23 protein-coding genes and 1 pseudogene are annotated in these 25,980 nt (G+C 38.6%); 13 read left to right on the forward strand and 11 right to left on the reverse strand.

What is annotated here, in order from left to right:
- Window positions 1–9: 9 nt before the first annotated feature.
- From chrA to J671_RS07095, 3 genes are all read right to left on the reverse strand, one after another.
- On the reverse strand, window positions 10–1,362 hold the full coding sequence (gene chrA, locus J671_RS07085) for a chromate efflux transporter (protein ID WP_031981805.1): 1,353 nt from the start codon (window positions 1,360–1,362) through the stop codon (window positions 10–12).
- Window positions 1,359–2,285: a chromate resistance protein ChrB domain-containing protein gene (locus J671_RS07090; RefSeq protein ID WP_031981807.1), complete on the reverse strand. Its 927-nt coding sequence runs from the start codon at window positions 2,283–2,285 to the stop codon at window positions 1,359–1,361. Before J671_RS07090 ends, chrA begins: the two co-directional genes overlap by 4 nt.
- Before the next feature lie 132 nt (window positions 2,286–2,417).
- Entirely contained in the window at window positions 2,418–3,272 is an 855-nt protein-coding gene (locus J671_RS07095; RefSeq protein WP_031981808.1) for a LysR family transcriptional regulator, read from the reverse strand.
- A 318-nt stretch (window positions 3,273–3,590) separates the two neighbouring features.
- Here J671_RS07095 and J671_RS07100 point away from each other — a divergent pair, with 318 nt between their 5' ends.
- The 4 genes and pseudogenes from J671_RS07100 (at window position 3,591) to J671_RS25930 (ending at window position 7,180) form a co-directional block, all read left to right on the forward strand.
- Window positions 3,591–4,022 (forward strand): DoxX family protein, encoded by a 432-nt coding sequence (locus J671_RS07100; protein WP_022575334.1) that lies wholly within the window; start codon window positions 3,591–3,593, stop codon window positions 4,020–4,022.
- A gap of 32 nt (window positions 4,023–4,054) precedes the next feature.
- On the forward strand, window positions 4,055–4,969 hold the full coding sequence (locus J671_RS07105) for a hypothetical protein (RefSeq protein WP_022575335.1): 915 nt from the start codon (window positions 4,055–4,057) through the stop codon (window positions 4,967–4,969).
- A gap of 111 nt (window positions 4,970–5,080) precedes the next feature.
- Window positions 5,081–6,538, forward strand: a pseudogene (locus tag J671_RS0104225) (alginate export family protein); the annotation flags it as partial.
- 21 nt (window positions 6,539–6,559) lie between these two features.
- Entirely contained in the window at window positions 6,560–7,180 is a 621-nt protein-coding gene (locus J671_RS25930; RefSeq protein WP_032048638.1) for a M17 family peptidase N-terminal domain-containing protein, read from the forward strand.
- A gap of 92 nt (window positions 7,181–7,272) precedes the next feature.
- Here J671_RS25930 and J671_RS07110 read toward each other — a convergent pair whose 3' ends face one another.
- Both J671_RS07110 and J671_RS07115 read right to left on the reverse strand, forming a co-directional pair.
- Window positions 7,273–8,184, reverse strand: a complete 912-nt coding sequence (locus tag J671_RS07110) for an ornithine cyclodeaminase family protein (protein ID WP_031981810.1) — start codon at window positions 8,182–8,184, stop codon at window positions 7,273–7,275.
- 112 nt (window positions 8,185–8,296) lie between these two features.
- Entirely contained in the window at window positions 8,297–9,265 is a 969-nt protein-coding gene (locus J671_RS07115; RefSeq protein ID WP_004886089.1) for a threo-3-hydroxy-L-aspartate ammonia-lyase, read from the reverse strand.
- 254 nt (window positions 9,266–9,519) lie between these two features.
- Here J671_RS07115 and J671_RS07120 point away from each other — a divergent pair, with 254 nt between their 5' ends.
- Together J671_RS07120 and J671_RS26300 are read left to right on the forward strand one after the other, a co-directional pair.
- Window positions 9,520–10,143, forward strand: coding sequence for a helix-turn-helix transcriptional regulator (locus tag J671_RS07120; protein ID WP_002052706.1), 624 nt, complete (start codon window positions 9,520–9,522; stop codon window positions 10,141–10,143).
- A 111-nt stretch (window positions 10,144–10,254) separates the two neighbouring features.
- The gene (locus J671_RS26300; protein WP_079377406.1) at window positions 10,255–10,491 is read left to right on the forward strand and encodes a hypothetical protein; all 237 of its coding nucleotides are present in this window, start codon (window positions 10,255–10,257) and stop codon (window positions 10,489–10,491) included.
- Window positions 10,492–10,525: 34 nt separating this feature from the next.
- Here the strand turns inward: J671_RS26300 and J671_RS07125 are convergent, their stop codons facing one another.
- The gene (locus J671_RS07125; protein ID WP_031981811.1) at window positions 10,526–11,212 is read right to left on the reverse strand and encodes a pirin family protein; all 687 of its coding nucleotides are present in this window, start codon (window positions 11,210–11,212) and stop codon (window positions 10,526–10,528) included.
- A 185-nt stretch (window positions 11,213–11,397) separates the two neighbouring features.
- Window positions 11,398–12,654 carry a L,D-transpeptidase family protein gene (locus tag J671_RS07130; protein ID WP_002052477.1) on the reverse strand — a complete coding sequence of 419 codons (1,257 nt, stop codon included), beginning with the start codon at window positions 12,652–12,654 and terminating at the stop codon, window positions 11,398–11,400.
- Window positions 12,655–12,959: 305 nt separating this feature from the next.
- Here J671_RS07130 and hemE point away from each other — a divergent pair, with 305 nt between their 5' ends.
- The 4 genes from hemE to J671_RS07150 all read left to right on the forward strand — a co-directional run bounded on the left by hemE (window position 12,960) and on the right by J671_RS07150 (window position 17,402).
- On the forward strand, window positions 12,960–14,033 hold the full coding sequence (hemE, locus tag J671_RS07135; RefSeq protein ID WP_031981812.1) for a uroporphyrinogen decarboxylase: 1,074 nt from the start codon (window positions 12,960–12,962) through the stop codon (window positions 14,031–14,033).
- A 6-nt stretch (window positions 14,034–14,039) separates the two neighbouring features.
- Window positions 14,040–14,834, forward strand: a complete 795-nt coding sequence (locus J671_RS07140) for a DUF817 family protein (RefSeq protein WP_002052947.1) — start codon at window positions 14,040–14,042, stop codon at window positions 14,832–14,834.
- A gap of 143 nt (window positions 14,835–14,977) precedes the next feature.
- Window positions 14,978–15,448, forward strand: coding sequence for a DUF3015 family protein (locus J671_RS07145; RefSeq protein WP_000914200.1), 471 nt, complete (start codon window positions 14,978–14,980; stop codon window positions 15,446–15,448).
- Window positions 15,449–15,509: 61 nt separating this feature from the next.
- Entirely contained in the window at window positions 15,510–17,402 is a 1,893-nt protein-coding gene (locus tag J671_RS07150) for a DUF4105 domain-containing protein (RefSeq protein WP_031981813.1), read from the forward strand.
- 67 nt (window positions 17,403–17,469) lie between these two features.
- Here J671_RS07150 and J671_RS07155 read toward each other — a convergent pair whose 3' ends face one another.
- Together J671_RS07155 and folE are read right to left on the reverse strand one after the other, a co-directional pair.
- The gene (locus tag J671_RS07155) at window positions 17,470–18,621 is read right to left on the reverse strand and encodes an extended-spectrum class C beta-lactamase ADC-239 (RefSeq protein WP_031981814.1); all 1,152 of its coding nucleotides are present in this window, start codon (window positions 18,619–18,621) and stop codon (window positions 17,470–17,472) included.
- A gap of 156 nt (window positions 18,622–18,777) precedes the next feature.
- On the reverse strand, window positions 18,778–19,326 hold the full coding sequence (gene folE / locus J671_RS07160) for a GTP cyclohydrolase I FolE (protein ID WP_001187844.1): 549 nt from the start codon (window positions 19,324–19,326) through the stop codon (window positions 18,778–18,780).
- 261 nt (window positions 19,327–19,587) lie between these two features.
- Here folE and xdhA point away from each other — a divergent pair, with 261 nt between their 5' ends.
- Genes xdhA through xdhC form a run of 3 tightly spaced genes read left to right on the forward strand, consistent with a single transcriptional unit; the run spans window position 19,588 to window position 24,454 of the window.
- Window positions 19,588–21,087 carry a xanthine dehydrogenase small subunit gene (gene xdhA, locus J671_RS07165; protein ID WP_031981816.1) on the forward strand — a complete coding sequence of 500 codons (1,500 nt, stop codon included), beginning with the start codon at window positions 19,588–19,590 and terminating at the stop codon, window positions 21,085–21,087.
- 1 nt (window position 21,088) lies between these two features.
- Entirely contained in the window at window positions 21,089–23,464 is a 2,376-nt protein-coding gene (gene xdhB, locus J671_RS07170; protein ID WP_031981817.1) for a xanthine dehydrogenase molybdopterin binding subunit, read from the forward strand.
- 6 nt (window positions 23,465–23,470) lie between these two features.
- Window positions 23,471–24,454 (forward strand): xanthine dehydrogenase accessory protein XdhC, encoded by a 984-nt coding sequence (xdhC, locus tag J671_RS07175; RefSeq protein ID WP_031981819.1) that lies wholly within the window; start codon window positions 23,471–23,473, stop codon window positions 24,452–24,454.
- 10 nt (window positions 24,455–24,464) lie between these two features.
- On the opposite strand, the gene J671_RS07180 is transcribed toward xdhC, so the two are convergent.
- Window positions 24,465–25,160 (reverse strand): Smr/MutS family protein, encoded by a 696-nt coding sequence (locus J671_RS07180; protein ID WP_002052415.1) that lies wholly within the window; start codon window positions 25,158–25,160, stop codon window positions 24,465–24,467.
- A 9-nt stretch (window positions 25,161–25,169) separates the two neighbouring features.
- Window positions 25,170–25,976, reverse strand: a complete 807-nt coding sequence (gene trpC, locus J671_RS07185; protein ID WP_031981820.1) for an indole-3-glycerol phosphate synthase TrpC — start codon at window positions 25,974–25,976, stop codon at window positions 25,170–25,172.
- Between the last annotated feature and the right edge of the window lie 4 nt (window positions 25,977–25,980).

Consider the following 25,980-nt stretch of genomic DNA (forward strand, 5'->3'; position numbering starts at 1 on the left):
AATAAATTTTTATACACCCACGTATAGAATTAAACCACAAATCGCTGCTGCTAAAATTACATACATAACTTTTACTTCAAAGTGGAATAAGGCAATAAATGCAGCGATTGTAATTAAGGCCGCTTCATAATTAAAAGCTTGACTAAATCCATGAGGCCATAAAACATGATAACTAAAGAACAGTGCCAAATTTAAAATCACACCGACTACGGCAGCTGTAATTGCAGTTAAAGGAGCAGTAAATTTTAGCTCGTTATGCGTTGATTCGATAACAGGTGCACCTGCTAAAATAAATATAAATGAAAACAGAAAAGTAAACCAAGTAACAATAATTGCACCGAGTGTACCTGCCAGAAATAAATGTTCTGAACCTAATAAAGCATGGTTGAATCCACCGAGAAAACCCACAAAAGCAACAACTATAATTAGAGGCCCAGGTGTACTTTCACCAAGTGCTAAACCATCAATCATTTGCGTTGGGCTTAGCCATCCATAATAGTTCACAGCTCCTTGATATACATATGGCAGAACTGCATACGCACCGCCAAATGTAAGTAAAGCTGCTTTAGTAAAGAACCATGCCATTTGTGTATATGAATGATCCCAACCAAAGTAAAGGCCAAGCCCCACGACAGGAATAAACCATAGAAGGGCACCAACAATAATAATTTTAGTCAGGCGTAACCATTTGAACTTTGCATGTTCTGGAGTTGGTGTATCGTCATCAATTAAGGCAGTACCATAATCTTTTTGACTGTTTTTATGCCCTGCATTACTAGAAAACAGTTCAGGATATTTCTTACTTGTAAAATAACCAGTGAGTCCTGCCGCAAAAACAATGAGTGGAAATGGTAGGTTTAAAACAAATATGGCGAGAAAAGCGATAGCAGCAATTAACCATAAGAATTTGTTCTTGAGTGATCGACTGCCAATTCTGTAAGTTGCGTGAAAAACAATAGCGACTACAGCTGGTTTAATTCCATAAAACAGGCCAGCAATTATTGGAACATCACCGAATTTAACGTATATCCATGATAAGCCTATTAATATGAATAAAGAGGGGAGAACAAATAAAATACCTGCAACTAAACCTCCAATAGTACGATGCATAAGCCACCCGATATAGGTCGCTAACTGCTGTGCTTCTGGGCCGGGCAATAGCATGCAATAGTTAAGCGCATGTAGAAAACGTTTTTCTGAAATCCAACGCTTTTGTTCAACAAGCTCTTGGTGCATAACAGCGATTTGTCCTGCTGGCCCTCCAAAACTGATAAATCCTAATTTGAGCCAAAATAGGAGTGCACGCCAGAAGCTTACAGGTTCAACAGGAGAGTCGTGTGAGTTTTGTTTTTCTTGTGTCATGAGCGTTCTCTTTTTAAGTCGGCATATAAGCCATCAAAGATATAGTTGGCCAATTCAAATAATTGGTCGTCGTTGCTGATCTGACTACGTAAACCTTGAATTACTTTTTCTATGCCTATTGCTTCTGGTGGTTCAAAACCACCGACATCAAGATAGTGAACAATTTCTGCAATCTTTTTTAATGCAGGTGTTTCAAGTTCAAAACTATGCAAGAGAACTTCAAAAGTAACCAAGTTATCGATATGGGTGAAAGTTGCTCCATCAAAATCATAACCAAGTGCATATGTAGGACATTCAGAAGGGGATTCCAGCCATAGAAACTGAGGTGATTCATCAATAAAATTTTTGATAAGCCAAGCTGACGCTAATCTGTCTATCCATGGGTGCTTTCGGGTAGCCCAGACTTGATTTTGATAATCTTTTTTTAGAAGTCGCTTTATCTTTGCTTGAGTAAAAACGGGTTCATTGGTTTCACCAAGTCGAGCAATAGAATGTTCGAGTGAGATAAGTTCATTGAGTGTTTGCTCTTGGACTTCGCTAGGGAAATAATCAATTTCGACAAGAGCATCCAAGCTCTTTCGCAATTTCCGGACTTGTTTAAGTAGTTCTTTTTTTTCATTTTCATTTTGATTCTGATTTAAATCAACAAGCTGTTTACGTATAGCTTCATATTCTTCATTACGATTAAAAAGTGAAATAATTTCAAGGTTTAATGGCGCTTCTGCTTGAAAGATATAAGCTGAACCTTGTTCTGAGATTACATCCTGCGCGATAGCTTCAAATTTTTCAGAGTGCGTAATGGGTAATAGATAGACTCCATCACGCACAGTTGCGGCTCCGCTTGCCTTGAGTGAACGCCAGACTCTCATACGAGCGGTTGAGTTCTGAGTAGGGAGTGAAGATATGAGTAAAGATATATTCATGTTACATACTCAACATATTTTGTTTAGTATATAACAAAATTTACTCAATCGAGTGAACCATCCATTAGAACTTTTTGTATATGCTTATAAAAAAGAACTATCTATTAAGAGATAATTTTATGACTGAAAAAGCTATAAGTTTGAAAAATGCTGTTTTAAAGAATTTAAAAAAAGTTCAACCTTTTTTGGAATTCTCGATCCATAAGGTGTGGTTGCATAAAAATAAAGATCGGAGTTTAAAAGGGTTTTTGAATAGTTAATAATGATTCCTTCATCTTCATATTTTTTTGCTAAAAAGTCAGGTGCAAATAAAATGCCTTGATTTCTCTTACAAAGTTCTAAAAGAATTTCTATATTATTGCATGTTAATTTTGGTATTGAGTTAATAATATTATTTTTTAAGTCATCTTTAGAATATAGTAAAATGCTATGTTCTCTAAGCTCTTCTATATTTTTCGGTTTTCCATATTTATTTAAATATGTATCTGTTGCATAAAAGCTTCTTTTATATGTATTTAAAATGAAAGTATTTTTCTCTTCAATATTTTCCTCAACTTTTAAAATCACATCAAATTTATGGGGATTGATATGAGTGGAGTGGTCTGAAAACATAAGATCAATTTCAATATGAGGATATTTGATTAGAAAATTAGAAATGACATCTGAAAAGCACGTTTGGATAAAGACATGTGGAGCACTAATTTTGAGTAAGCCTTCAGGGTATTTCTGGTCGTATACAAAGTCATGAGCTGCTAAATCTAACTCTTTCACAATCACTTTGCATCGCTCATAGAACTTTTCTCCAGAGCGAGTCAGGTCCATCTTTCGGGTGTTGCGTATAAATAATGATGTATTAAATAGACTTTCTAAATAAAAAATTCTTTTTGAAACCTGATCTCTGGTAATGCCTAGATTTCTAGAAGCATGACTAAAATTTCCATTCTCTACCACACTTATAAAAGTATTAATACAGTCTATTTTATCCATCAAATTTTAAAGGCTAAATGATCTTGCCGCTAAATTATATGAGGAATATCTGTATATCAATCATTGTATCTTTTTAGAATACAGTTTGTATTTAAATAAATATCTAGTAGTTTACACGGATTTTTGATTTTATATACCGTGAGTTATTTGGTTTTTTAAAGGTTAATAAAATATTTAAAACTATTTAAATTATCTTATTTTATAAAGATAATTTTATAAATTAGATCATGAATATTGCATATTTTATAAACTTTTATTAATGCATGAAACTTATATTTTTTAAATATTAAAACTATGAGATTTCAAAAAGGTAAATAGATGAGTGACTTGATTAATAATAACCCAGTATGGGTAAAAAAGATCTTATCAATTCATGGATTGCTTCCGCTACTTCGACTTGCACTCGTTTCAGCCTATTTAGTGGGGGGAATTAATAAATTCATCGGATTTCATGCGGCTATTGAAGAGCAGGCGAGTTTTGGTCTACAGCCTGCTTGGCTCTGGGCAGCTACCGCTATTTTTATTGAAATTGTTGGTTCACTGCTGGTGATTTTTAATCGTTTTGTCTGGTTAGGAGCAGGGGCTTTAGGCTGTCTAACTGCCATAGCAATGCTCGTTGCAAACGACTTTTGGAATCATACAGGCCCAGCATTTTTTAGTACGTTTAATAGTTTCTTCGAACATCTTGGGCTCATCGCTGCGTTGGTGATGGTCACCATTCTTTCTAATCAATCTTCAAAATCACAATAAGTTTAAGCATCTCATTTAAACAGGAGCATTTTATGCGTAAATCATTATCAGCCTTGCTTTTAAGCACCATGCTAGTGGGCACAAATGTTGCCCTAGTGCCTCAGGTTTTTGCCAAAACAACAACAAGTATAAAAAGTGAGGCGCCCGGTGTAGCCCCCCAATACGATACAACGCATGTTTATGTAAACCCTGAAGACTTTGATAAATTTACCGATAGTTTGGTCGCAACATTCGGGGGTACCAAGTCGAAACAAGGTGTTTTCCAAGTCACACCAACACCGAGCCAGACGATGTCTCAGCTTGTATTGACCCCAGTAGGTACATTGTCTGTATTTGGTTTTAAAACTCCAATTCCATATCCGTTTGGTTTGGAAAGAACAGGCTATTTAGTCAAAGATATGGATGCAGCAGTGCAGGCTGCCAAGGCAAATGGGGCAGATGTCATTGTAGATGCCTTCCCAGACCCAATTGGGCGTGATGCGATTGTCCAATGGCCGGGCGGTGTAAATATGCAGCTCTATTGGCACACGACTAAGCCTAACTATAACCAGTTAGAGACTGTTCCAGAAAACCGTATTTATGTTTCAAAACAAAGTGCCGACTCGTTTGTTAAGAAGTTCGTGAGTTTTTCACACGGTAAAGTCGTTTCCGATAACCCTAAAGCCGCAGGTATAGAAATTGGTCGCCCAAATGAAACGTATAGACGTATTCGCGTTGAGTCTGACTTCGGCAAAATGACAGTGTTCGTGACCAATGGTCATCTTCCTTATCCGTATGGGCACGATATGACGGGTTATGAAGTTAAAAACTTATCTGAAACCTTAGATAAAGCCACAAAAGCAGGTGCATCTGTTTTGGTGAATGCTTATAAGTCGGATGGTCGTGAGTCAGCAATGGTGCAGTTCCCGGGCGGTTATATCGCTGAAATTCATGCGTCTATCAAATAATTTATAGCCTAAATGATGGATTGAAATTTGCACTCATGCTGCCTAAGAGCAATGTGAGTGCAAAACCCCAAGTCTCTGCAACGACCTATTTATTACTATGGATAACACTTGATGGCCTCGCATGTTTTTAAAGACAGAACATATCGAACTAAGCACTCAGAGACTTACCTTAAAATAATAAAAATGAGTCTGTTATTAACCAGCAGTTTATTTTTCTACGAATCTGCTTATGCAGAAAATGAAGTCTCAAACACAAATGCATGTCCAACTCGTCCAAAAATCTCAACGAATCGTTGGCAAGAAAATTGGGATGTTTTAAAAAATCCGTGTGTGCCAAAGAAAATAGGAGACGACTTCAAATATATACCTTTTGGCGATAATAATTATTTATCACTGGGGGCAAATATTCGTGAACGTTTTGAAGTCAATAATAATGCCAAGTTTGGTACTGGAAATAATCAGGCCGATAGTTATTTAATTCAAAGATTACAAGCGCATGCAGATGTACGAATAGGTGATCATTTACAATTATTTACGCAGCTAAGCGATGCCCGAGCGTTTGATAAAAAGAATATTACCAGTACCGACCAAAATAGACTCGATATAGAACAAGCCTTTATTGCGTGGGTGAGTCCTTTAAATAATGGAACTTTTAAATTCAGAGTCGGCCGTCAAGAAATGGCTTTTGACTTACAGCGCTTTATTTCGAATAGAGAAGGCCCCAATGTTCGGCAAGCCTTTGATGGGGTATGGTCGGGGTATGAATATGGCGACTGGAGAGTTTTAGGTTATCTCACCAGACCTGTTCAGATAGAAAAAGATTCCACGTTTAATGACCGCTCGAAAAGCAATTTAAGCTTTAGTGGTTTTCGCGTAGATAAACAAAATGTATGGGATGTTGAGTTATCAGGTTATTACTCGCGTTATGAACGAGATAATGCATCCTTTCCAAGTATTAAGGGCAATGAGGTTCGAGACTTATATGACCTTCGTCATATGGGTAAAAAAAATAATGTCGATTGGGATGTTGAAGGCATGCTTCAGCATGGAAAAATCGGCGGACAAACAATTCAGGCTTGGGCGCTCAGTAGTATTACGGGATACACTTTTGCTGACCAAGCGTGGTCACCACGTTTAGGGGTTCAATTTGATATTGCCACAGGCGACAAAAAAGCCAACGATAATGAGCTCAATACTTTTAACCAGCTCTTTGCAAACGGTTCATATTTTACTTTGGCGGGTTACAGTGGCTACAGCAATATTATTCACATAAAACCATCTCTGACACTTAAGCCTTCCGATAAACTTACTCTGTTAAGTGCTTTAGGTTTTCAGTGGCGTGAAACCACTCAGGATGCGATTTATTTCCAAGGAAATAACAGCATGGCAAATACCGCGGGGCAAGGTTCGAGCTGGACTGGGGCATATCTTCAACTCAGAGCAGATCGAAAAATTAATTCGAATCTGTCTGTGGCTGCCGAAGGCGTGCACTTTGAGGTTGGAGATACCATTAAGAAAGCGGGTGGTAAAGACGCAAACTATTTAGGCCTTGAGCTTAAATATGGCTGGGAAAACGAGAAGAGTAAAAATATGAGCACAGAGATAAAGCAAACTAAAATTGGGTGTTACCAAAATTTAAACATTGAACTCGTGACTTGGGACTGTACCACGGCCGAGGTTGAGCTTTCCTGTGCTTGTATTTTTGAACATGAAATGAATAACCGTTCTTTTTCGGGTGGTTTGGCGCATTTAGATGAAGCTCTAAACGGAAGACTATATGAAATACGGAAAAATAACTGGTTTAGTGCAAAACTGAATGATGTTCTTTTAATAAATCAAACGCCTTCAACCATACAGGCAACTAAAGTTTTGCTTATAGGCATGGGGTCACCAGAAGATTTCATGATAGAGCGAATCGAGACTGCGATAAAAACTGCTATAAAAACAGCGCATCAATTGGAACTCAAAAGTGTGGCATTTGCGCCGAGTCTTTTAGATACAGGTCTGAATCCTCCTACTGGTTTAAATGAACTCATGCTAAGAAGTTTAAAAGAAGAATTAGACCGCCATCATCAGCTTTATTTGCAAAAATTAGTTAAAAAATCTGAAATTGAAAGATGGGTATTTGATGCGGGTTTTCAAAATTATGAGGCTAAGGCTGAGCAATATATCGCGTCTTTTGCCAAAGTTTTTACTCAAGATTCATTCTGATTTTAAAAATAAAATTCAGTAAAGCATTATGAAAAGGAACATGCTTTACATTTAACTGCATTAGCCTAAACGATGCAGTTAAATGATCAATATTAAGAAATTTCTAAAATTTTCTGAGCGATATATAAATCTTGGATCGATAAGCCTGAACTGTCATAAATTGTGATTTGTTCCTGAGATTGTCTACCTTGCGCATTTGCTAAAAGCACATCACCTATATTGATTAAGGTTGCAGTCTCAGGCGTATGTTGAAATTCACCAATGAGTTTAGACTGGACATTAAGGTCGCAAAATAAACCACTATGTGAAAATAGCTCTGGCGGAAGTTCTTGTTTGCCTTGTTTATCAGAACCCATCGATGAAATATGAGTGCCAGCTTTGACCCATTCAGCTTTAAAAAGAGGAGTGTGCGAAGAAGTTGCGGTCACAATAATATCGGCTTGTTCACAGGCTTCTTTTGCACCGGTAATGTTAAGCTTAACGCCTAAATGTTTGAGGGCATCTGCCATATTTTCAGCTTTATTTGAGTCGCGTCCGACTATAAAAATCTGGTCGAAATTTCTAATTCTTGCTAAAGCCTCACACTCATATTTGGCCTGATTTCCTGTACCAAATATAGCCAATACCTTTGAATCTTTTCTTGCCAATATATTGGTCGCAATTGCATTAGAAGCGGCTGTACGAAATGCGTTGACTTTGCCTGCTTCGATGGCAGCTGCCATTTTTCCATTGGCTTGATTAAATAATAAAATGAGCGCGTTATGGCGAGGCAAACCGTTTTTAGGGTTATCTTCCCAAAAAGAACCAACTTTAAGGCCAGCCAAATGCTCGGTCGCCGATGACTTAACACTAAAGGTATTTTTGCTATCGGACCCTTGACCATGAACTACAGCAAAACTTTTAGTGTCAGGTTGAGTTGCAGCAATTAAAGCTTGGTAAATGGCGTCATAAGCCAGTTCATGATTGATGAGAGCAGAAGATTCAGACTCAGAAATAAATCTCATCATATCTCCAAAAGTTTATTTAAATTAAGACACGAACACGTCGAGAGGCGAGTAGCATGTAATGCCTATCTATGACGCATTAACGGACATCCTAGATAGACATTGGCTTTTATTAAGCTGATAAAAACTCTACATATTTAGAAATATCAACGTTGCCACCACTAATAATGATGCCTATACGTTTGCCTTTTAACTCATGCTTTAAATTACGCGCAGCAGCAAATCCGAGGCATCCTGTCGGTTCAACGACCATTTTCATTCTTTCAGCAAAAAACTTCATACAGCTAATGAGGTCTTCATCTGTGACTGTCAAAATATCATCAACTTTTTGTTGAATTATAGGGAATGTTAATTTACCTAAATATTGCGTTTGAGCACCATCGGCAATAGTTTGCGGTGTATCAATATGAACAATTTCTCCTTTTCTAAAAGACATTTGCCCATCATTTCCTAAAGCAGGTTCAACGCCATATATTTTACAGTTCGGAGAAAGCTGGCGAGCAGACAGGGCAGAACCAGCCAATAAACCGCCACCACCTAAACATACAAATAGGTAATCTAATTCGCCGACTTCTTCAAATAACTCTTTTGCAGCCGTTCCTTGCCCAGCAATTACATGTGGATGGTCATAAGATGGAATGAGTGTCAAGCCATTTTTTTCGGCAATCTCTTTACCAATTTTTTCCCGATCTTCGGTATAACGGTCAAATTCAACAATATTACCGCCGTACTCTCGGGTCGCTGCCATTTTTGCAGCAGGGGCATCTTTAGGCATGATGATTGTTGCTGGAATACCAAGAATTTTTGATGCGAGCGCAATCGCTTGTGCATGATTTCCCGAAGAGAAAGCGACCACGCCAGCTTTTTTCTGAGCTTCATTGAATTGTAAAAGCGCATTTATTGCACCACGAAATTTGAAAGCACCAACTCGCTGAAAATTCTCACATTTAAAGAATACTTCTGCTTTAAATTCATTATTAACAGTACGTGAAGTTAAAACAGGAGTCTTATTTGCAAAACCTTTTATACGTTCAGCAGCGGCTGCGACATCTTCATAAGTGGGAAGGGTTAAATTTTTCATAATTAAACCTAATTCTATTCATGTTTTCGGATGCAAGATTTGGTATTGCTCAAGGAATACACAAGATAGTAGCCTTGTTTAGATAAAATATATATGTTTAGATAAAATGTCTAATTTTATTTTCTAATGTGATAACAATGAGATATAAGATTTTGATTTACATTAAGTTTAAAATTAGATAAAAAGTCTAAATTACTATTACATGCTTCATTCTAAAGTTTGAAATAGTAAGTAAGTCATTTGGAGGAAATACCTTGGGAAATCGTGATAAACATTTGCTCACTCAACTAGATACCATCGCGAAGGGGTTAAGTGAAACGCTATTTCCTTTTTGTGAGGTCGTTGTCCATGACTTAACAAATCCTGAGCATGCCATACTCTCTATACATAACAATTTATCTGGTCGAAAAATTGGAGATCCAGCTACTGAGTTAGGGTTGGCTAGAATCATGTCTCCAGAGTTTCCAAACCTCATTTCAAACTATGCAAACCAGTTTGCTGATGGCCGTCCTGCCAAAAGTACGTCTATTGGGATTAAAGATGAAGAAGGCCAGTATGTAGCCGCTTTATGTATGAATATTGATTTAACCCTATTTAGGGGGATGCAAAGCGCTTTAGAGCAGTTTACTAAAATTGAAACTGACAACATTATTGAAAATTTAGAACCGAATGGTACAGAGGCAATTCGAAGATATATTGACCAATTTGCCTCAAAGCATGCTACGACACCGCGTATGTTAAAACTCAATGAGCGTAAACAATTAGTACATGAGTTAAAAAATAACGGTTTGTTAGATATTAAAAAGGCTGTCGAGACAGTGGCACAACATTTAGGTATATCAAGAGCCAGTGCCTATTTGTATGTAAAAGAAACTTAATAGATTGATCTTATCTATCAAAAAACAACTTGTTTATTCAACATAGCTCATTTAAATAAATGGATAGGGACACAATAAGTATCTCTATAGCCTTATCAAGGAGGTCGTTATTTGAAGTTATTTATTATTATATTTATAGCCATTTTTTCGAGTATTGGACTGATCTGTTTAATCGCGCTACTCAGAAATTTAAAAAGTTATTCGCCATCGAGTGATCATGATTATTCATCTTCAACACATCATTTACACGATAATAGTTCTAGTCATCATCATAGCTCTAATTATTCAAATGATTGTTCATCGTCTTCAGACTCAGGGAGTTGCGATGGGGGCGGAGGAAGCGATTAAAAAAGCCCTTTCATATAAAAGGGCTTTTAGTTATTTAAGGTAAATCAAACCAAATGAATTGGCTGTCTTCAAGTGCATGAATCACGGCGTTATCTTCAAACACTAAAGCATCACCCGCTTTAACTTCTTGATCACCAATACGAATTACACCTGAAATGACATGAACGTAATTTACGCGTTTTGATGTTTCAATAGGAAGTTCATTTCCTTTTTCCAATACAGCAGATTTGACCTCTGCGTTTTGGCGGATGTGCATTGGGGCATTTGCATCGGGGCCTGCAATTAAATGCCATTTATTTGGATCTTTACGTGGGTCCAAACTAATTTGTTGGTAATTTGGCTCGGCTTCTTTTACGTCTGGAATAATCCAGATTTGTAATAGATGTACGGGTGTATCAGTGTTATTAATTTCACTATGAGCCACGCCTGTACCAGCGCTCATAAGTTGCCATTCACCTGCCTTAATTTGGCCTTCATTTCCCATCGTGTCACGGTGTGAAATTGCACCATCGAGCACACATGTTAAAATTTCCATGTTGTCATGAGAGTGAGTGCCGAAACCGTTATGGGCATCAATTTGGTCGTCATTAATCACGCGTAATGCACTTACACCCATATATTTAGGGTTATACCAGTTACCAAATGAAAAGCTATGGTAAGACTCTAACCAACCTGCTTTAACATGACCACGATCTTCACTACGATGCAAATAAGCATTCATGACTCGATCTCCTCAAATTATTATTGATCTCTTAAGGAATATGTTAAACCTGTAGAAACAAGCTAAAAATAGAGTAGATGCAACATATTGTTGCGTTTTTAATATGATCAAGACATCTAGAAATTTTCGTTTTAAATTTTAGATATAAAAAAGCCTGCATAAAGCAGGCTTTTTCTTTTAAAAGATTATTCTAAGAATTTAACAGTGACACCTGAACGTACTTTATTACCTAAATCGTTAGCATCCCAGTTTGTTAAACGGATACAACCGTGTGATGCAGTTTTAGAAATTAAAGACGGGTTTGGTGTACCGTGAATACCGAATGATTTTTTACTTAAACCAATCCAGATGTTACCTACAGGAGCGTTAGGACCTGGTGGTAAAGAAAGTGGTTTTAAGTTTTTACCTTGTACGAAGTTCGAAGGTGAATAGCTATACCAAGGGTTACGCGCAACACCAACTACCTTATAAGTACCGGTCGGAGATGGCGTATCAGTACTGCCAATTGTTGCAGGAAATGAGGCAATCATTTGATTGCGGCTATTAAACAGATACAACTGTTTAGCACCTTTATGCGCAATAATTAAATGAATGTCTTCTGGTAAGTCATTGCGTACGTTAGGAACAATAATTTTCTCACCAACTTTTTTGAAGGTTGCTTTCGGGTTTAGTTTCTTTAAGAAACCTTCGTCAATATGGAACTTCTCGCCCAACATTTCACTCACGCGAGTGTAATACAAACCTTTCATTTTGGCCTGTAATGCATAGTCAGAAGGAATTGACTCAGCATACGGACCTTTGAGGTCTGCATCAGTAATGGTGTATTCAATAAATGCTGGTTTTGTTTGTTTTGCAACAAGCGCATCCCAAGTTTCTTTAGTAAGTTCACCAGTAGGTGATAAACCATTCATTTGCTGGAAAGATGCAATTGCTTTAAGCGTGTTTTTACCGCTCATACCATCAATTGCACCCGGTGAAGCATGCGCATTGTTTAGCATGACATGGGCACGTGCATAAACTGGTAATTGACCTTTACCAATATTTTCGTACCACTCAGCATTGTTTAAGCCATCTAATGTCCATGAAACGGCTGGAGCAGAAGTAGCAGTCTTAGATGCTGTTGTTGTTTTAGCTGGCGCTGTTGGTTCTGAAGCAGCAATACCTGAATCGGCATTTGGATCTTCAGCTTTTTGTAAATTTTGTAATGTTGTAGACGCTCGATTTAAGTCATTTTGTTCTTGAGCTGTAATCTGTGTCTGGGCTTGAGCTTGAGTTTGGGCTTTAACAGTTGAAGCAGCATCTACAGCAAGCGGATCAATCGGATCTTCTACAGGAGCAGATACTTTTTTAGGAGTGACTGGTTGCTCAGTTGTTGACGCAGCCAAAGCAACATTAGCAATAATACAACTTAAACTCATAGCGAGTAATGAGCGAACAAACATGTAATTCAACCTTAAGAATTTTCATATAAGCAATAGGGTAAGGAGACTGATCCTAAAGTTTATAAAATCACCGATAACGCAATGTATGCGTATTTAAGTATTGGTGAATTTAATCATTAAAGGAAGATCAATAAACCCGATGTAACATGTTGCAAGTATTGCAGAAAACCGAGCTTCTTGCAGTAGACTTTTGTGTAAATATGCATTTTTTAGTAGATTGACAAGTTTTTTGTATGAAATTGAAATTATAAAAACATTCACCTTTTTGATATGATGCTGCCACATGAAAAAGATAGAGATCGGCAATGACGACACTTAAAAATGATCGTTTCTTACGTGCTTTATTACGTGAGCCTGTAGATACCACTCCAATATGGATGATGCGCCAAGCAGGACGTTATTTGCCTGAATATCGGGAAACACGCTCAAAAGCTGGTGACTTTCTATCTTTATGCAAAAATACAGAGTTTGCTTGTGAAGTAACTTTACAACCTTTGCGTCGCTACGATTTAGACGCAGCAATTTTATTTTCAGATATTTTAACGATTCCAGATGCATTAGGACTAGGCCTTTATTTTGAAACAGGCGAAGGCCCTAAGTTTCATAAAACGGTTCGTACTGAACAAGATGTAGCAAACTTACCTAAGTTAAATGCTAAATCTGATCTTGATTATGTCATGAACGCAGTAAGCACAATTCGCTCTGCTTTAGGTGGTCAGGTTCCACTCATTGGTTTTTCGGGTAGCCCTTGGACACTGGCGACTTATATGGTTGAAGGTGGTTCAAGCAAAGAGTTCCGTTTTACCAAGCAAATGATGTATCCCCAGCCGGAAGTTTTGCATGCGTTGCTTGACCATTTAGCAGATTCAGTCATTGATTATCTAAATGCGCAAATTGATGCAGGCGCTCAAGCAATTCAAATCTTTGATAGTTGGGGCGGGGCTTTAGCACACCGTGAATATGTAGAGTTCTCGCTGAACTATATGAAAAAGATTATTGCAGGTCTGCAACGTGAAAAAAATGGACGCCGTATTCCTGTCATCGTATTCACTAAAGGTGGTGGTCAGTGGCTAGAGCCAATGATTACAACAGGTGCAGATGCATTAGGTTTAGACTGGACCACACCATTAAATACAGCTCGTACAACTGTAGCAGGCCGTGTTGCCCTACAAGGAAACCTTGATCCGGCTGTTTTATATGGTTCAGCGGCTTCAATTGAAAAAGCAGTGAAAGCCATGCTAGATGATGCTTATGCAAATGGTGAGAAGACAGGCTATGTTGCAAACTTAGGCCATGGCATTACCCAATGGGTAGATCCGGCCCAGCCAAAAATCTTTGTAGATACAGTACATGAGTATAGTGCTAAATATCTAGGATAGTTTTTTGTGCAATATCTCTCTTTAACCTTTCAATTTATTGGCAAGGCTGTTTCGGCAGCCTTGTTTGGTATTTTGCTTTTAATTGCTTTTGCTTTAACCGCGCCGATGGGAAGCCATGAATATATGGGTTTTTATCGTTATGATTATTTACTCATCTATGCACTCATTATTCAGATTTGCCTGTTGTATTTAAAGCTTGAGTCTTGGCAAGAAGCCAAGGTCATTGCTTTATTTCATATCATGGCAATGGTCATGGAAATCTTTTTGACACACCCTGGCATTGCTTCATGGCAATATCCGCAGCCTGCTGTGTTTAAAATTATTACTGTGCCTTTATTTGCAGGCTTTATGTACTCGGCTGTAGGTAGCTTTTTTGCTCGCTCAATCCGTTTATTTCAAGTTTCTTTTGAAAAACTTCCAAGTTTTGGAAGTATGCTTTTTCTCGCATTTTTCTCATATATTAATTTTATGAGTAAATTTTTTATACCAGATATTCGCTATATTTTATTTGCTTTTAGTGTTTATATTTTCTGGAAAACTACACTTTATTTTCAAATAAATGAACGTAAGTTTAAAACTCCAATGCTTCCTGTGTTGGTGACACTCGCATTCATAATTTGGGTTGCTGAAAATATTAGTACATTTTATAAAATTTGGGTTTATCCAAGTCAGATCAATGCTTGGCATATGGTGGGATGGGGTAAACTTGGTTCATGGTATTTATTATTACTACTAAGTTTAGTATTAGTTCTTAAAATATTAGGTCATCGAGATAATCAAGGTAATTGGAATTTAAAATAAAAATTTCCTTTTTACTTTTTATCATATTATTTAATTTTTAATTGCTAAATGACAAGCATATCGCTATCTTTGAAGGGTGTAACAATAGTTACACATAACAATACATAAGAAACAATCAATAATGATTTTGGAGATATACATCTATGTTAAAAAAATTAGCTTTAGCTGCTTTGTTAGCAGCTGGTTCAAGTGTTGCTATGGCTGATAACGATGTAGGTTGTGGTGTGGGTACGCAAGTATGGGCTGGCCAAAAAGGAGTGGTGCCTAAAATTCTTGCTGCAACAACAAACGGTATTTTTACTAACCAATTATTAGGTATTACTTTCGGTACTTTAGGTTGCCGTCAAGGCGGAACAGTAACAGCTCAAGTTGTTACTTTCACAAATGAAAATGCAGAAGCTTTAGCGCGTGATATGGCTGTAGGCCAAGGTGAAAGCCTGAACGTACTTGCTGAGTTAATGCAAATTAAACCACAAGACAAAGACCGTTTCTTCAAAGTTTCAAAAGCAAACTTCGGTGAAATCTATTCAACAAACAACCAAAACACACTTCAAGTATTAGCATCATTACAAAACGTAATGGCTAAAGACGAAGTTTTAAAAGCTTACGTATAAGTTTGAAATTGAAAACCCTGCCATTCGGCAGGGTTTTTCTTATATTTAATGATAAAAATTGATGAGCTTAATGAAATCGGTTGCTTTAATTTTTGCCTCATTGGCAGTTAATATTGCGTATTCAGCAGAAATAAATCCATCTATTCAAAACTATTGGTCTATTGCAGAACAAAAAAAATTAGATCAAGACATTACATGGCAACGGCTCATGTATGCCAATAAAAACCAGAAGAGTGAAGTAAGTTATTCAGGTTATTTTATTGCTGCAAATGGGAAAAATAATTTAAAAGAAGAACAGAAAGCTGATATCGCCGCATTATTTACACCAGCCCCAGACAACCAGTCAATACGTTGTAAATTTCCGGCACGTAGTCAGTGGCTTATAAAGCAATTAGGCATTCAAGAAAATGAATTGCCGCAAGTAAAATGTTCAGAGTTTGAAAACTGGATTGGCCAGATTAAGCCTTATAAAGCGACTTTAATTTATGCGACTGACTTTATGGGCAATCCAAGCTCAATGTTTGGTCATACCTTATTGCGCTTAGACCCTAAAGATCAAAAGCAGTTAAACCTCGTTTCTTACGCTGTAAATTATGCAGCCACTGTCGCAGGCAATGACAACTGGTCATATGCTTGGAAAGGCTTAACAGGGCAGTATCCGGGTGAATATTCACTTATGCCTTATTATCGTAAGGTAAAAGAGTATGGTGATTTTGAAAGCCGTGATTTATGGGAATATGAGTTAAATCTATCTCCTGAAGAAACACGTTTTTTGGTGAGCCATATTTGGGAAATGCAACATGTGAGCTTTCCTTATTACTTTGTAAGTGACAACTGTGCCTATCGGTTACTGGGCTTAGTCGATTTAGTTAAACCTGAGTCTCATCTACAAGAGAAGTTTAATTATGCTTCCATTCCAATGGAAACCATTAAAGCGATGCAACAGCAAGGGCTCACCAAAGCTCCTGTTTATCGACCCGCTTTAGAAACTCAATTATTGGCCCAAGCTCATCAACATGATGCGTCTTTAGCAAAAGTAGCTCATCAAGTAGCAATGAAGCCAATTCAACAGTCTACAGAAACACTTAAATCATTTAGCCCATCAGATCAGGCCAAAATCCTTGAGATGGCTTACGATGATTTATATCTACAATTTATTGGTCGCAAAGTTGAAGAAAGCTTTGCCCAGCCACAGCTTAGACAGCTTTTAGCACTACGAAGTCAGATTGATTTAGATAAACAGCGCCAAGAACCTAAACGACCTTCTACTGAGCCAACACAAGGCCATAATGCACGTAATGTTTCACTAAAACTGGGCGAAGTGCAAGGTGACAAGTTTATCGAGATAGGTCATAGACAGGCTTATCATGACTTAATAGATCCTCAAGGCGGATACCGTGCTGGTACTCAATTATTATTTTTAAATGGTAATGCGCAGTGGCGTAACGATCATCTAAAACTTGAACACCTTGATCTGTTAGAGGTGAACTCCTATAACCCGATTCAACCATTTAAAACACCGCTGACTTGGGGATTTAACTTAGGTTGGCGTCAGGAAGCGGTTCAAGACGGTGTTTATAGTGATGCAAAGCAGCATGGCGTCGCGAGTTTTAATGCTCAGGTTGGTTACAGTCTTGCAGATTATGAGCGCAAACATATTTGCTATGGGCAGGTACAAACTTACGTCCAAGCGGGTTCAAATTTAGATAAAGGTTGGCGTGTAGGAGTAGGGCCGACATTAGGGTGTATGAATCAGTGGTTTGAAAAGTTTAACTCAGTGGTGCAAGTGGAGTTGCCATATTGGGAAGACAAAAACCAATGGAACTTACGTTTAAATACACAGTGGCAATATGTCATTAATAGCAATAATGCTATTCGGCTTAATTGGGATTATGAAAAACAGAATCATCTGGACTGGATGAAATCAAGTCTTGGATATGTTTGGTTCTTTTAAATCATATATTCATAAAAAAGAGAGAAATAGATGAAGACTATTTCTCTCTTTTTGTTTTAGGGAAAAATTATTTCTTTATTGCATTCAGCACAGCATAAGCTGCCTTAATGCGTTCTTCATTTGGAATGCGTTTATTGGTTAACATGACTAAACCAATATTTTCTTTAGGTATAAATACGGCATAGGTTCCGAAACCATTTGTTGAACCAGTTTTGTGGTACATCTTAACTGAAGGTTCTTTTGAAATAGCAGTCACTTTATTAGGTTTCATCACAATCTGTTCTGAATTACTGTCTAATAAAGTTTGTAACGTTGCCGGATAAGCAAACTCTTCCCAACCGAGTGCCTGATACATGCTATTTACTTGATAGCGACCTTGATGTGTCTCATTAATTGCACGTTGAATATTTGCCGGATATTTCTGTGGGTTCAGGTTGGCATGAATAAAGCTCAGCATGTCGGGTAGGGTCGATTTGACGCCGTATGCTGGGGCATCGAGTGGGCCAGGGTTAACTCGAATTGGCTGATTTTCTTGGTTATAGCCAAATGCATAGTTTTGCATCTGAGTTTTAGGCACATTGACATAGCTATGTTTTAAGCCAAGGTCCGGAAAAATCGTTTTTTCCAAGACCTGACTAAAAGGCTGCTTCATTGATAAACCAACTATTTCCCCAAATAGGCCAATACTTGGGTTTGAATATTGTCTATATTCACCGATAGGGTTTTTAGGTTTCCAATCTTTAAAAAAAGTTAAAACCTGTTGATCTGTTTGTACTTCATCTGGGAATTGCAAAGCGAGGTTACCACTTGTATAGGTGGCAAGTTGAAGTAAATTGACCTGATCAATTGGGGTGTTTTTTAACTCTTTCCAGTATTTGCCCGGCGTATCATCAAAAGAGATTTTTCCTGTATTTTTTGCATAAGCACCTGCCGTCGCAGTAAATAATTTACTGACAGAACCTAGCTCAAAAATGGTATTGCTATTTACAGCTTTTTTATCTTGAACGGATTGTAGACCATAATACGTTTCATATTTTTTATTGTTTTGAATAACACCTACCGCCATACCCGGCACATTATATTTTTCTAATAAGGGTTTAAAATTTTGATCTACCAATTGTTTAATTTCTTGGTCTTTAGAAGTATTGCCCGCATAAATTGAGGTATTAAAAATAAAAAGAGAAGGTAAAAGTAAGTAAGAAATTTTTTTAAATCGCATGATTCGCTCATAAATCATTTAAAAAGAAAGATGCGTACTTTTATAACAAAAATCATCTAATTTAATTGTTATGTTTTATAGAGTTGGATTGAAGATTTATAGCGTTTAGCTATAAAAAAAGCCCAACATTGTCGGGCTTTTTGCAGTAAAACTATATTAGTAGCTTTCTGGTACAGCACTTAAAAATTCACGGCGTGCTTCTTTATCGGTTTTAAAATCTCCGACAAATGAAACTGTACGAGTAGTAGATTCTTGTTTACCTACACCACGCATCATCATGCACATATGTGCAGAGTCAATGACTACAGCAACCCCACGAGCGCCAGTGACTTCTGCAACAGCTTCAGCGATTTGCTGAGTTAAGTTTTCTTGAATTTGCAAACGACGAGCAAACATCTCGGTAATACGTGCAAATTTAGACAAGCCAAGCACTTTGCCTTCTGGTAAATAGGCAACATGAACACGGCCATAGAATGGGAGGAGATGGTGTTCGCAGAGCGAATAAAATTCAATATTCTTCACCAATACCATTTCATGGTTATCTGATGGGAAAACAGCATTATTGGTGACTTCTTCTAAAGTTTTACTATAGCCAGAAGTTAAATATGAAAAAGCTTTAGCCGCACGCACAGGCGTATCTTTAAGGCCGGGACGATTAAGATCTTCACCGACGGCAGTCAGAATATTTGCGTACGATTGCTGCATTGACATAAGACGTATAAATTTACTCTATTAGACAAGCTCGGCATTGTATCAGAAACATGCCGTGATGTTCATAAATCCTCACACTATATTTATTTTGGTTTTGCGCACGCTTAGTAAAAGATGAATAAATTTCATGTTTTTTATCGTTAAGAGTCAAGTGGTTGGATATGAAATGTGCGTTTAATATAGGTAAGTTCTAAATGATCGCTTCATGGCATCATATTTGCACAAAAGCATTATTATAAAACATAAGGATAAAACATGTCAGAACGTCCAATCACCTTCTTTTTTCGTGGCGGTCAGCAGCAAGTAGAAAATGTTCTACCCACAATGACGGTTTTACAGTTTCTACGAGAATATACCCAAACTGGTAAAACCAGAAAGACTGGTACAAAAGAGGGCTGTGCTGAGGGCGATTGTGGTGCATGCACAGTAGTGATTGGTGAGTTGGTCAATGACAACCTGCAATTACGAAGTGTGAATGCGTGTATTCAGTTTTTACCGACTTTAGATGGTAAGGCTTTATTTACAGTAGAAGACCTTCATAGCTTATTGCCTGTACAAGATGGCACGCTTCATCCGGTACAACAGGCGATGGTCGATATGCATGGTTCACAATGTGGTTTTTGTACACCCGGTTTTATCATGTCGTTATGGTCAATGTATGAAAATGAACAACAGCCCCCAAGCAAAGATAAAATCAGTGATTATCTTTCTGGAAACTTATGTCGCTGTACGGGTTATCGCCCTATTCTAGATGCAGCACAAAAAGCTTATGACTATCCACGTGTGGCATTAAAGCGTCAAAAAGTAATTAATGTATTAAAAGAGATACGAGCATTACCAGCATTGCATTTGAATGATCAAAAGCAGCAATTTTTTGCACCGAGGACTTTGCAGGATTTTGCCGTATTACGCTTACAGTTGCCGCATGCGCGTATTGTTGCAGGGAGTACCGATGTCGGTTTGTGGGTAACAAAGCAGGGCCGTGATTTGGGCGATATGCTTTATATCGGACAAGTTGAAGAGCTGAAAAAGATTATAGTCACAGACCATGCTTTAACGATTGGGGCAAATGTAAGTTTGAGTGATGCACTCATTAAAATTTCAGAGTTTTATCCCGACTTTCAAGAATTGCAGCGCCGTTTTGCTTCCATGCCGATTAAAAATGCAGGAACACTAGGTGGAAATATTGCTAATGGTTCGCCGATTGGCGATTCAATGCCAGCATTAATTACGCTAGGTACACGATTGATTTTGCGTGTAGGTGAGCAGACTCGTGAAATTGCTTTGGAAGACTTTTATTTAGATTATCAAAAAACAGCATTACAACTTGGTGAGTTTGTAGAGTCGATTGTTATTCCACTTCGTGAAGGGCAGACGCGTTTTAAATTTGCCAGCTATAAAATTGCCAAACGTTTTGAGCAAGATATTTCTGCAGTATGCGCTGCTATTTCATGTGAGCTAGATAATGATGGTGTCGCTCACAATGTGAAAATTGCTTTTGGTGGCATGGCTGCTATTTCCAAACGTGCAAAATATACAGAAGCCGTATTGGAAGGCCAACAACTTACAACAGAATTGATCATTCAGGCACAAGAAGCATTGTCGCAAGACTATCAGCCTTTAGATGATGGACGTGCTAGCTCTGCATATCGTTTACACGTCGCAAAAAACTGTTTACAGCGTTTTTATGTAGAAAAAGTCCTGTCTCGGACAATCACTCGAGTAAATGACTTGATTGCTATGGTGGAGATCTGACATGAATCAAAATATTGACTTAAGGGTTTCTAAAAAATCCGCTAAAGCAGGTGATTCGATTCCACACGAGAGCGCGCATTTACATGTGACGGGGCAGGCAACTTATATTGATGATTTACCCGAGCTTGAAAATACGTTGCATTTGGCAGTCGGATTTTCGAATTGTGCCAAAGGCAAAATCAGTAAGTTTGATTTAGAGGCAGTACGTCAGGCCGATGGTGTCCATGCAGTTTTCTCGGCAAAAGATATTGATGTTGAAAATAATTGGGGGCCCATTGTTAAAGATGACCCAATTTTTGCAGACGAGCAGGTTGAGTTTTATGGACAAGCCTTGTTTGTGGTTGTTGCTGACACTTATCAGCAAGCCCGTCAGGCAGTGCGCTTAGCAAAAATTGAGTATGTACCCGAAACTCCGATTTTAACGATTCAAGATGCGATTAAAAAAGAATCGTGGGTGCTACCGCCTGTTGAATTTAGCCACGGTGACGTTGAACAGGCTTTTGAAAATGCAACACATCATCTTTCAGGGAATATTCAGGTTGGTGGACAAGAGCATTTTTATCTAGAAGGGCAAATTTCCTATGCGATTCCACAAGAAAATCAGAGCTTAAAAGTCTATTGCTCGACACAGCATCCAACCGAAATGCAGTTACTAATTTGTCATGCACTAGGCATGAATATGCATCAGGTCAGTGTAGAAAGCCGTCGTATGGGTGGTGGTTTTGGTGGTAAAGAATCGCAGTCGGCGCAGTGGGCGTGTATTGCATCTTTGGCAGCGAAAAAAACAGGCCGTCCATGTAAATTACGCTTAGATCGTGATGATGACATGAGTGCTACGGGTAAACGTCACGGTTTTGCTTATGAATGGTCTGTGGCTTTTGATGACACTGGTATTTTGCAAGGCTTAAAGGTGCAACTGGCTTCAAACTGTGGTTTTTCGGCTGATCTTTCTGGGCCAGTGAATGAACGAGCCATTTGCCATATTGGTAACGCTTATTATTTAAATGCAGTTGAGCTACGTAACTTGCGTTGTAAAACCAATACTGTTTCCAATACCGCATACCGTGGTTTTGGTGGACCGCAAGGCATGTTTGTCATTGAAAATATTATTGATGACATTGCGCGTTATTTAGGTTGTGATCCAGTTGAAATTCGTCAGCGCAATTTCTTTGCCGAGCAGCCCGGCGCCGGACGTGACCGTATGCACTATGGGGCAGAAGTTCGTGATAATGTTGCGCCAAAATTAGTAGCCGAACTATTGCAAAGTAGCGATTACGCGAAGCGTAGACAGACTATTCATGCCTTTAATCAGAACAATGACATCATTAAGCGTGGTATTGCGTTAACCCCATTAATGTTTGGTATTTCGTTTAACGCCGTGCATTACAATCAGGCAGGTGCACTGGTCTATGTGTACATGGATGGCACTGTCTCTATTACTCATGGCGGTACAGAAATGGGACAGGGGCTATATACCAAAGTACGGCAGGTTGCTGCACATGAGTTGGGTTTACCAATCGATAGCGTTCGTTTAATTGCAACAGATACTTCTCGTGTGCCAAATACTTCGGCAACTGCTGCATCGAGTGGAGCAGATTTAAATGGTAAAGCTGTTCAAAACGCCTGTATTAAAATTCGTGAGCGTCTGGCTAAACTTGCAGCCGAAATAAGTCAAAGTGAAGCTGACCAAGTCCAGTTTGAAGATAGTATGGTTTCAACAGGGAATGGTCATTCATGGACATTTCCTGACTTGGTTCAACGGGCATATATGGCACGTGTACAACTATGGGACAGTGGTTTTTATAAAACTCCAGAAATTCACTATGATCAGGTCAACCATTTAGGGCGTCCATTTTTCTATTATGCCTATGGTGCAGCGGTTAGTGAGGTTGCAATAGATACCTTAACTGGGGAAATGAAAGTATTACGTGCTGACATTTTGCATGACGTTGGGCAGTCAATTAACCCTGCAATTGATATTGGACAAATTGAAGGTGGTTTTGTCCAAGGGATGGGGTGGCTCACGACAGAAGAGTTGTATTGGCAGCCGCAGGGCCCACACGCAGGCCGTTTATTTACCCATGCACCTTCAACTTATAAAATCCCGACCAGTGTGGATATTCCTCATATTTTTAACGTCAAACTGTTTAATAATCAAAATCAGGCAGACACCATCTATCGCTCTAAAGCGGTAGGTGAACCGCCATTTATGTTGGCATTGTCAGTTTTCTCTGCAATTCGTCAGGCAGTACAGGCGGCTATTCCAGAAAATGCACCGCTCGTACTCAATGCTCCGGCAACTGCCGAAGAAATTTTACGTGCAATTGCTATTGGACGGGGACAAGCTTTGGCTGCTCGCCCACAAGCTAGAATGTAGAAGATTATGCAACATTTACAATGGTGGACTGATTTTGTAGCTTGGCAAGCCGATGCGTTTCCTATGGTATTAGTCACAGTGGTCCGTGCTGATGGTTCTACACCACGAGAGGTTGGTGCAACGATGTTGTTGCGGTTTAATTTACAACAGCAATGGCAGCAGTCAGATACGATCGGTGGTGGGCATTTAGAGTTTCAGGCAATTGATATTGCTAAAGCAATGTTAAGTGAAACGGGAACTTGTGTAAGGCGTATTGAACGTTTTAACCTCAGTGCTCGGCTTGGGCAGTGTTGTGGCGGAGTAATGTGGTTATTGTTTGAAAAAATATTACCCGCTGAAATTGCGTCGGATTTGTCTGGAAGTTTCCAAGCATGGCGAGCTGGAAAGCATATATCGCGTAACGTCTCACATCAATATGCATCCACTTGGCAAACTATGGATTTGGAACAACAACCAAGTTTCGAGTTACATTCTGACAGTAGTGAGCAATGGCAATTTAGCCAGCAGATTCAACCTTATGCCATGCAAGTGTTGATTTGTGGTGCAGGTCATGTGGGTGAAGCAATTGTTCGTTGTTTATTGCCTATTGGGGTTCGGGTGAAATGGATTGATCCGCGTGATGATATTTTCCCATCCGATTTACTGAAACAGGTGCACTGTATAACAACTGATACCTTAGACGCCGAGATCGAGCATTTTGACCGTTCAGGTGCAGTTTTAATTTTAACGCACGATCATCAATTAGATTTGCAACTGTGTTTTACAGCTTTAAAACCTACGGCAAAACTATTTCCTTATGTTGGGATGATTGGCTCAAAAAGTAAAAGGGCTATTTTTGAAAAACGTATGCAGGTGCGAGGTTATACTTCGGAAACATTACAACGTTTGGTTTGCCCGATCGGGATAGAAGGGATTTCATCGAAACAACCTGCAACGATTGCCATTGCAGTAGTTGCTCAATTATTACAGGTATTTGATGTAAAAAAATGATCCCAAAGGATCATTTTTTTTGTTCGAACTTAGGATTTTTTTCTGCACGTTTAAGCAGTACGAGAACGGCACCTGTGCCACCTTGGTTTTCAGGGGCACTTACAAAAGCCAAAACATCACGATGCTGACGTAGCCATCCGTTGACATAGGTTTTTAAGACCGCTTCTGGGCCTTTACCATGCACAATTTTGATGACATTTTGATTTTCATCTTTTGCCATCTGGATGATTTGTAAAACTGCGTCACGTGCTTGTTCAATGGTACAGCCGTGTAAATCTACAGCTTCAAACCAACGCATCTTGCCTGCTTTTAAGTCTTCAAAAACCTTATGTTGAAGGGTCGCAATGCGATAGCTTAACGTTGCTTGGCTTGCGACCGGATTTAAAGCAGCTTGTGTATCTGATAGCTCGGCATGTTCGGTATCACGACCACCTTCGGCAGCTGCACGTTTTGCCAAAGTTTGTGCATCGACTTTTTTGGCACGAGGTGTTTTTACATCGGCAATATTACTATTATTGATGCGTTTTACACCTGCAACAGCCTGTTGAAACAGGTATGTATCTTCCAATTCTTCAGTCTCAGCCTGAGATTTTTTAGACTCAGGCTGATTTGCGATTTTGCTTGAATGAGGATTGGAGATTTGCTTTTTAAATTGCTTCAATAACTTTTGTTGCTCTTTAGAAAGCGATGAATCTTTATTACTCATATATCTTCATTAAACCGTTTGAGGTTGTCCAAAAAGAGCAGTAAAAGCTTGATCTGGACGTGGTTGTTTCATAAAACTTTCGCCAACCAAGAAACTGTGGATGTCATGCTCTTGCATCATACGCACATCATCTGGTGTCGCAATGCCACTTTCAGTGATCAGTAAACGTGAGGACGGAAGTAATTTTTTCAAGCGGATAGTAGTATTTAAATCTACATCAAAGGTTTTTAAATTACGGTTATTCACGCCTAGTAAACATTGCTCAGAAAGTTTTAAGGCACGCTCTAACTCTTCTTCGTCATGAACTTCAACCAATACATCAAGTTGATGTTCAAACGCTGTTTTAGACATTTCTTCGAGTTGCTGGTCAGACAAACAAGCAACAATTAATAAAATACAGTCAGCATGCAAAGCACGTGCTTCAACTACATTATATGGGTCGACCAAAAAGTCTTTACGTAAAGCAGGTAGGGCACAATGATTGCGGGCAATCGCAATATTTTCATCTGCACCCTGAAAGAAATCCACATCAGTCAGTACTGATAAACATGCTGCTCCAGCGTGTTCATATTGCTGAGCAATTTCAGCAGGATTAAAGTCTGCGCGAATGATTCCTTTTGATGGAGATGCTTTTTTAATTTCAGCAATCACACCCGGACGTTTATGTTGTAAAGCATTTGCAAAGCCACGCACCGGAGACGCTGCTTTTGCAAGCTCTTCTACATCTTGCAAATTACGTTGTTTTAAACGCGCAGCAAGTTCCTCATGTTTACGGTCAACAATTTTACCTAAAATGGTATTTTGAATATTAATCATGAGA

The sequence above is a fragment of the Acinetobacter sp. 1130196 genome, from assembly GCF_000588095.1.
Classification (GTDB): domain Bacteria; phylum Pseudomonadota; class Gammaproteobacteria; order Pseudomonadales; family Moraxellaceae; genus Acinetobacter; species Acinetobacter nosocomialis.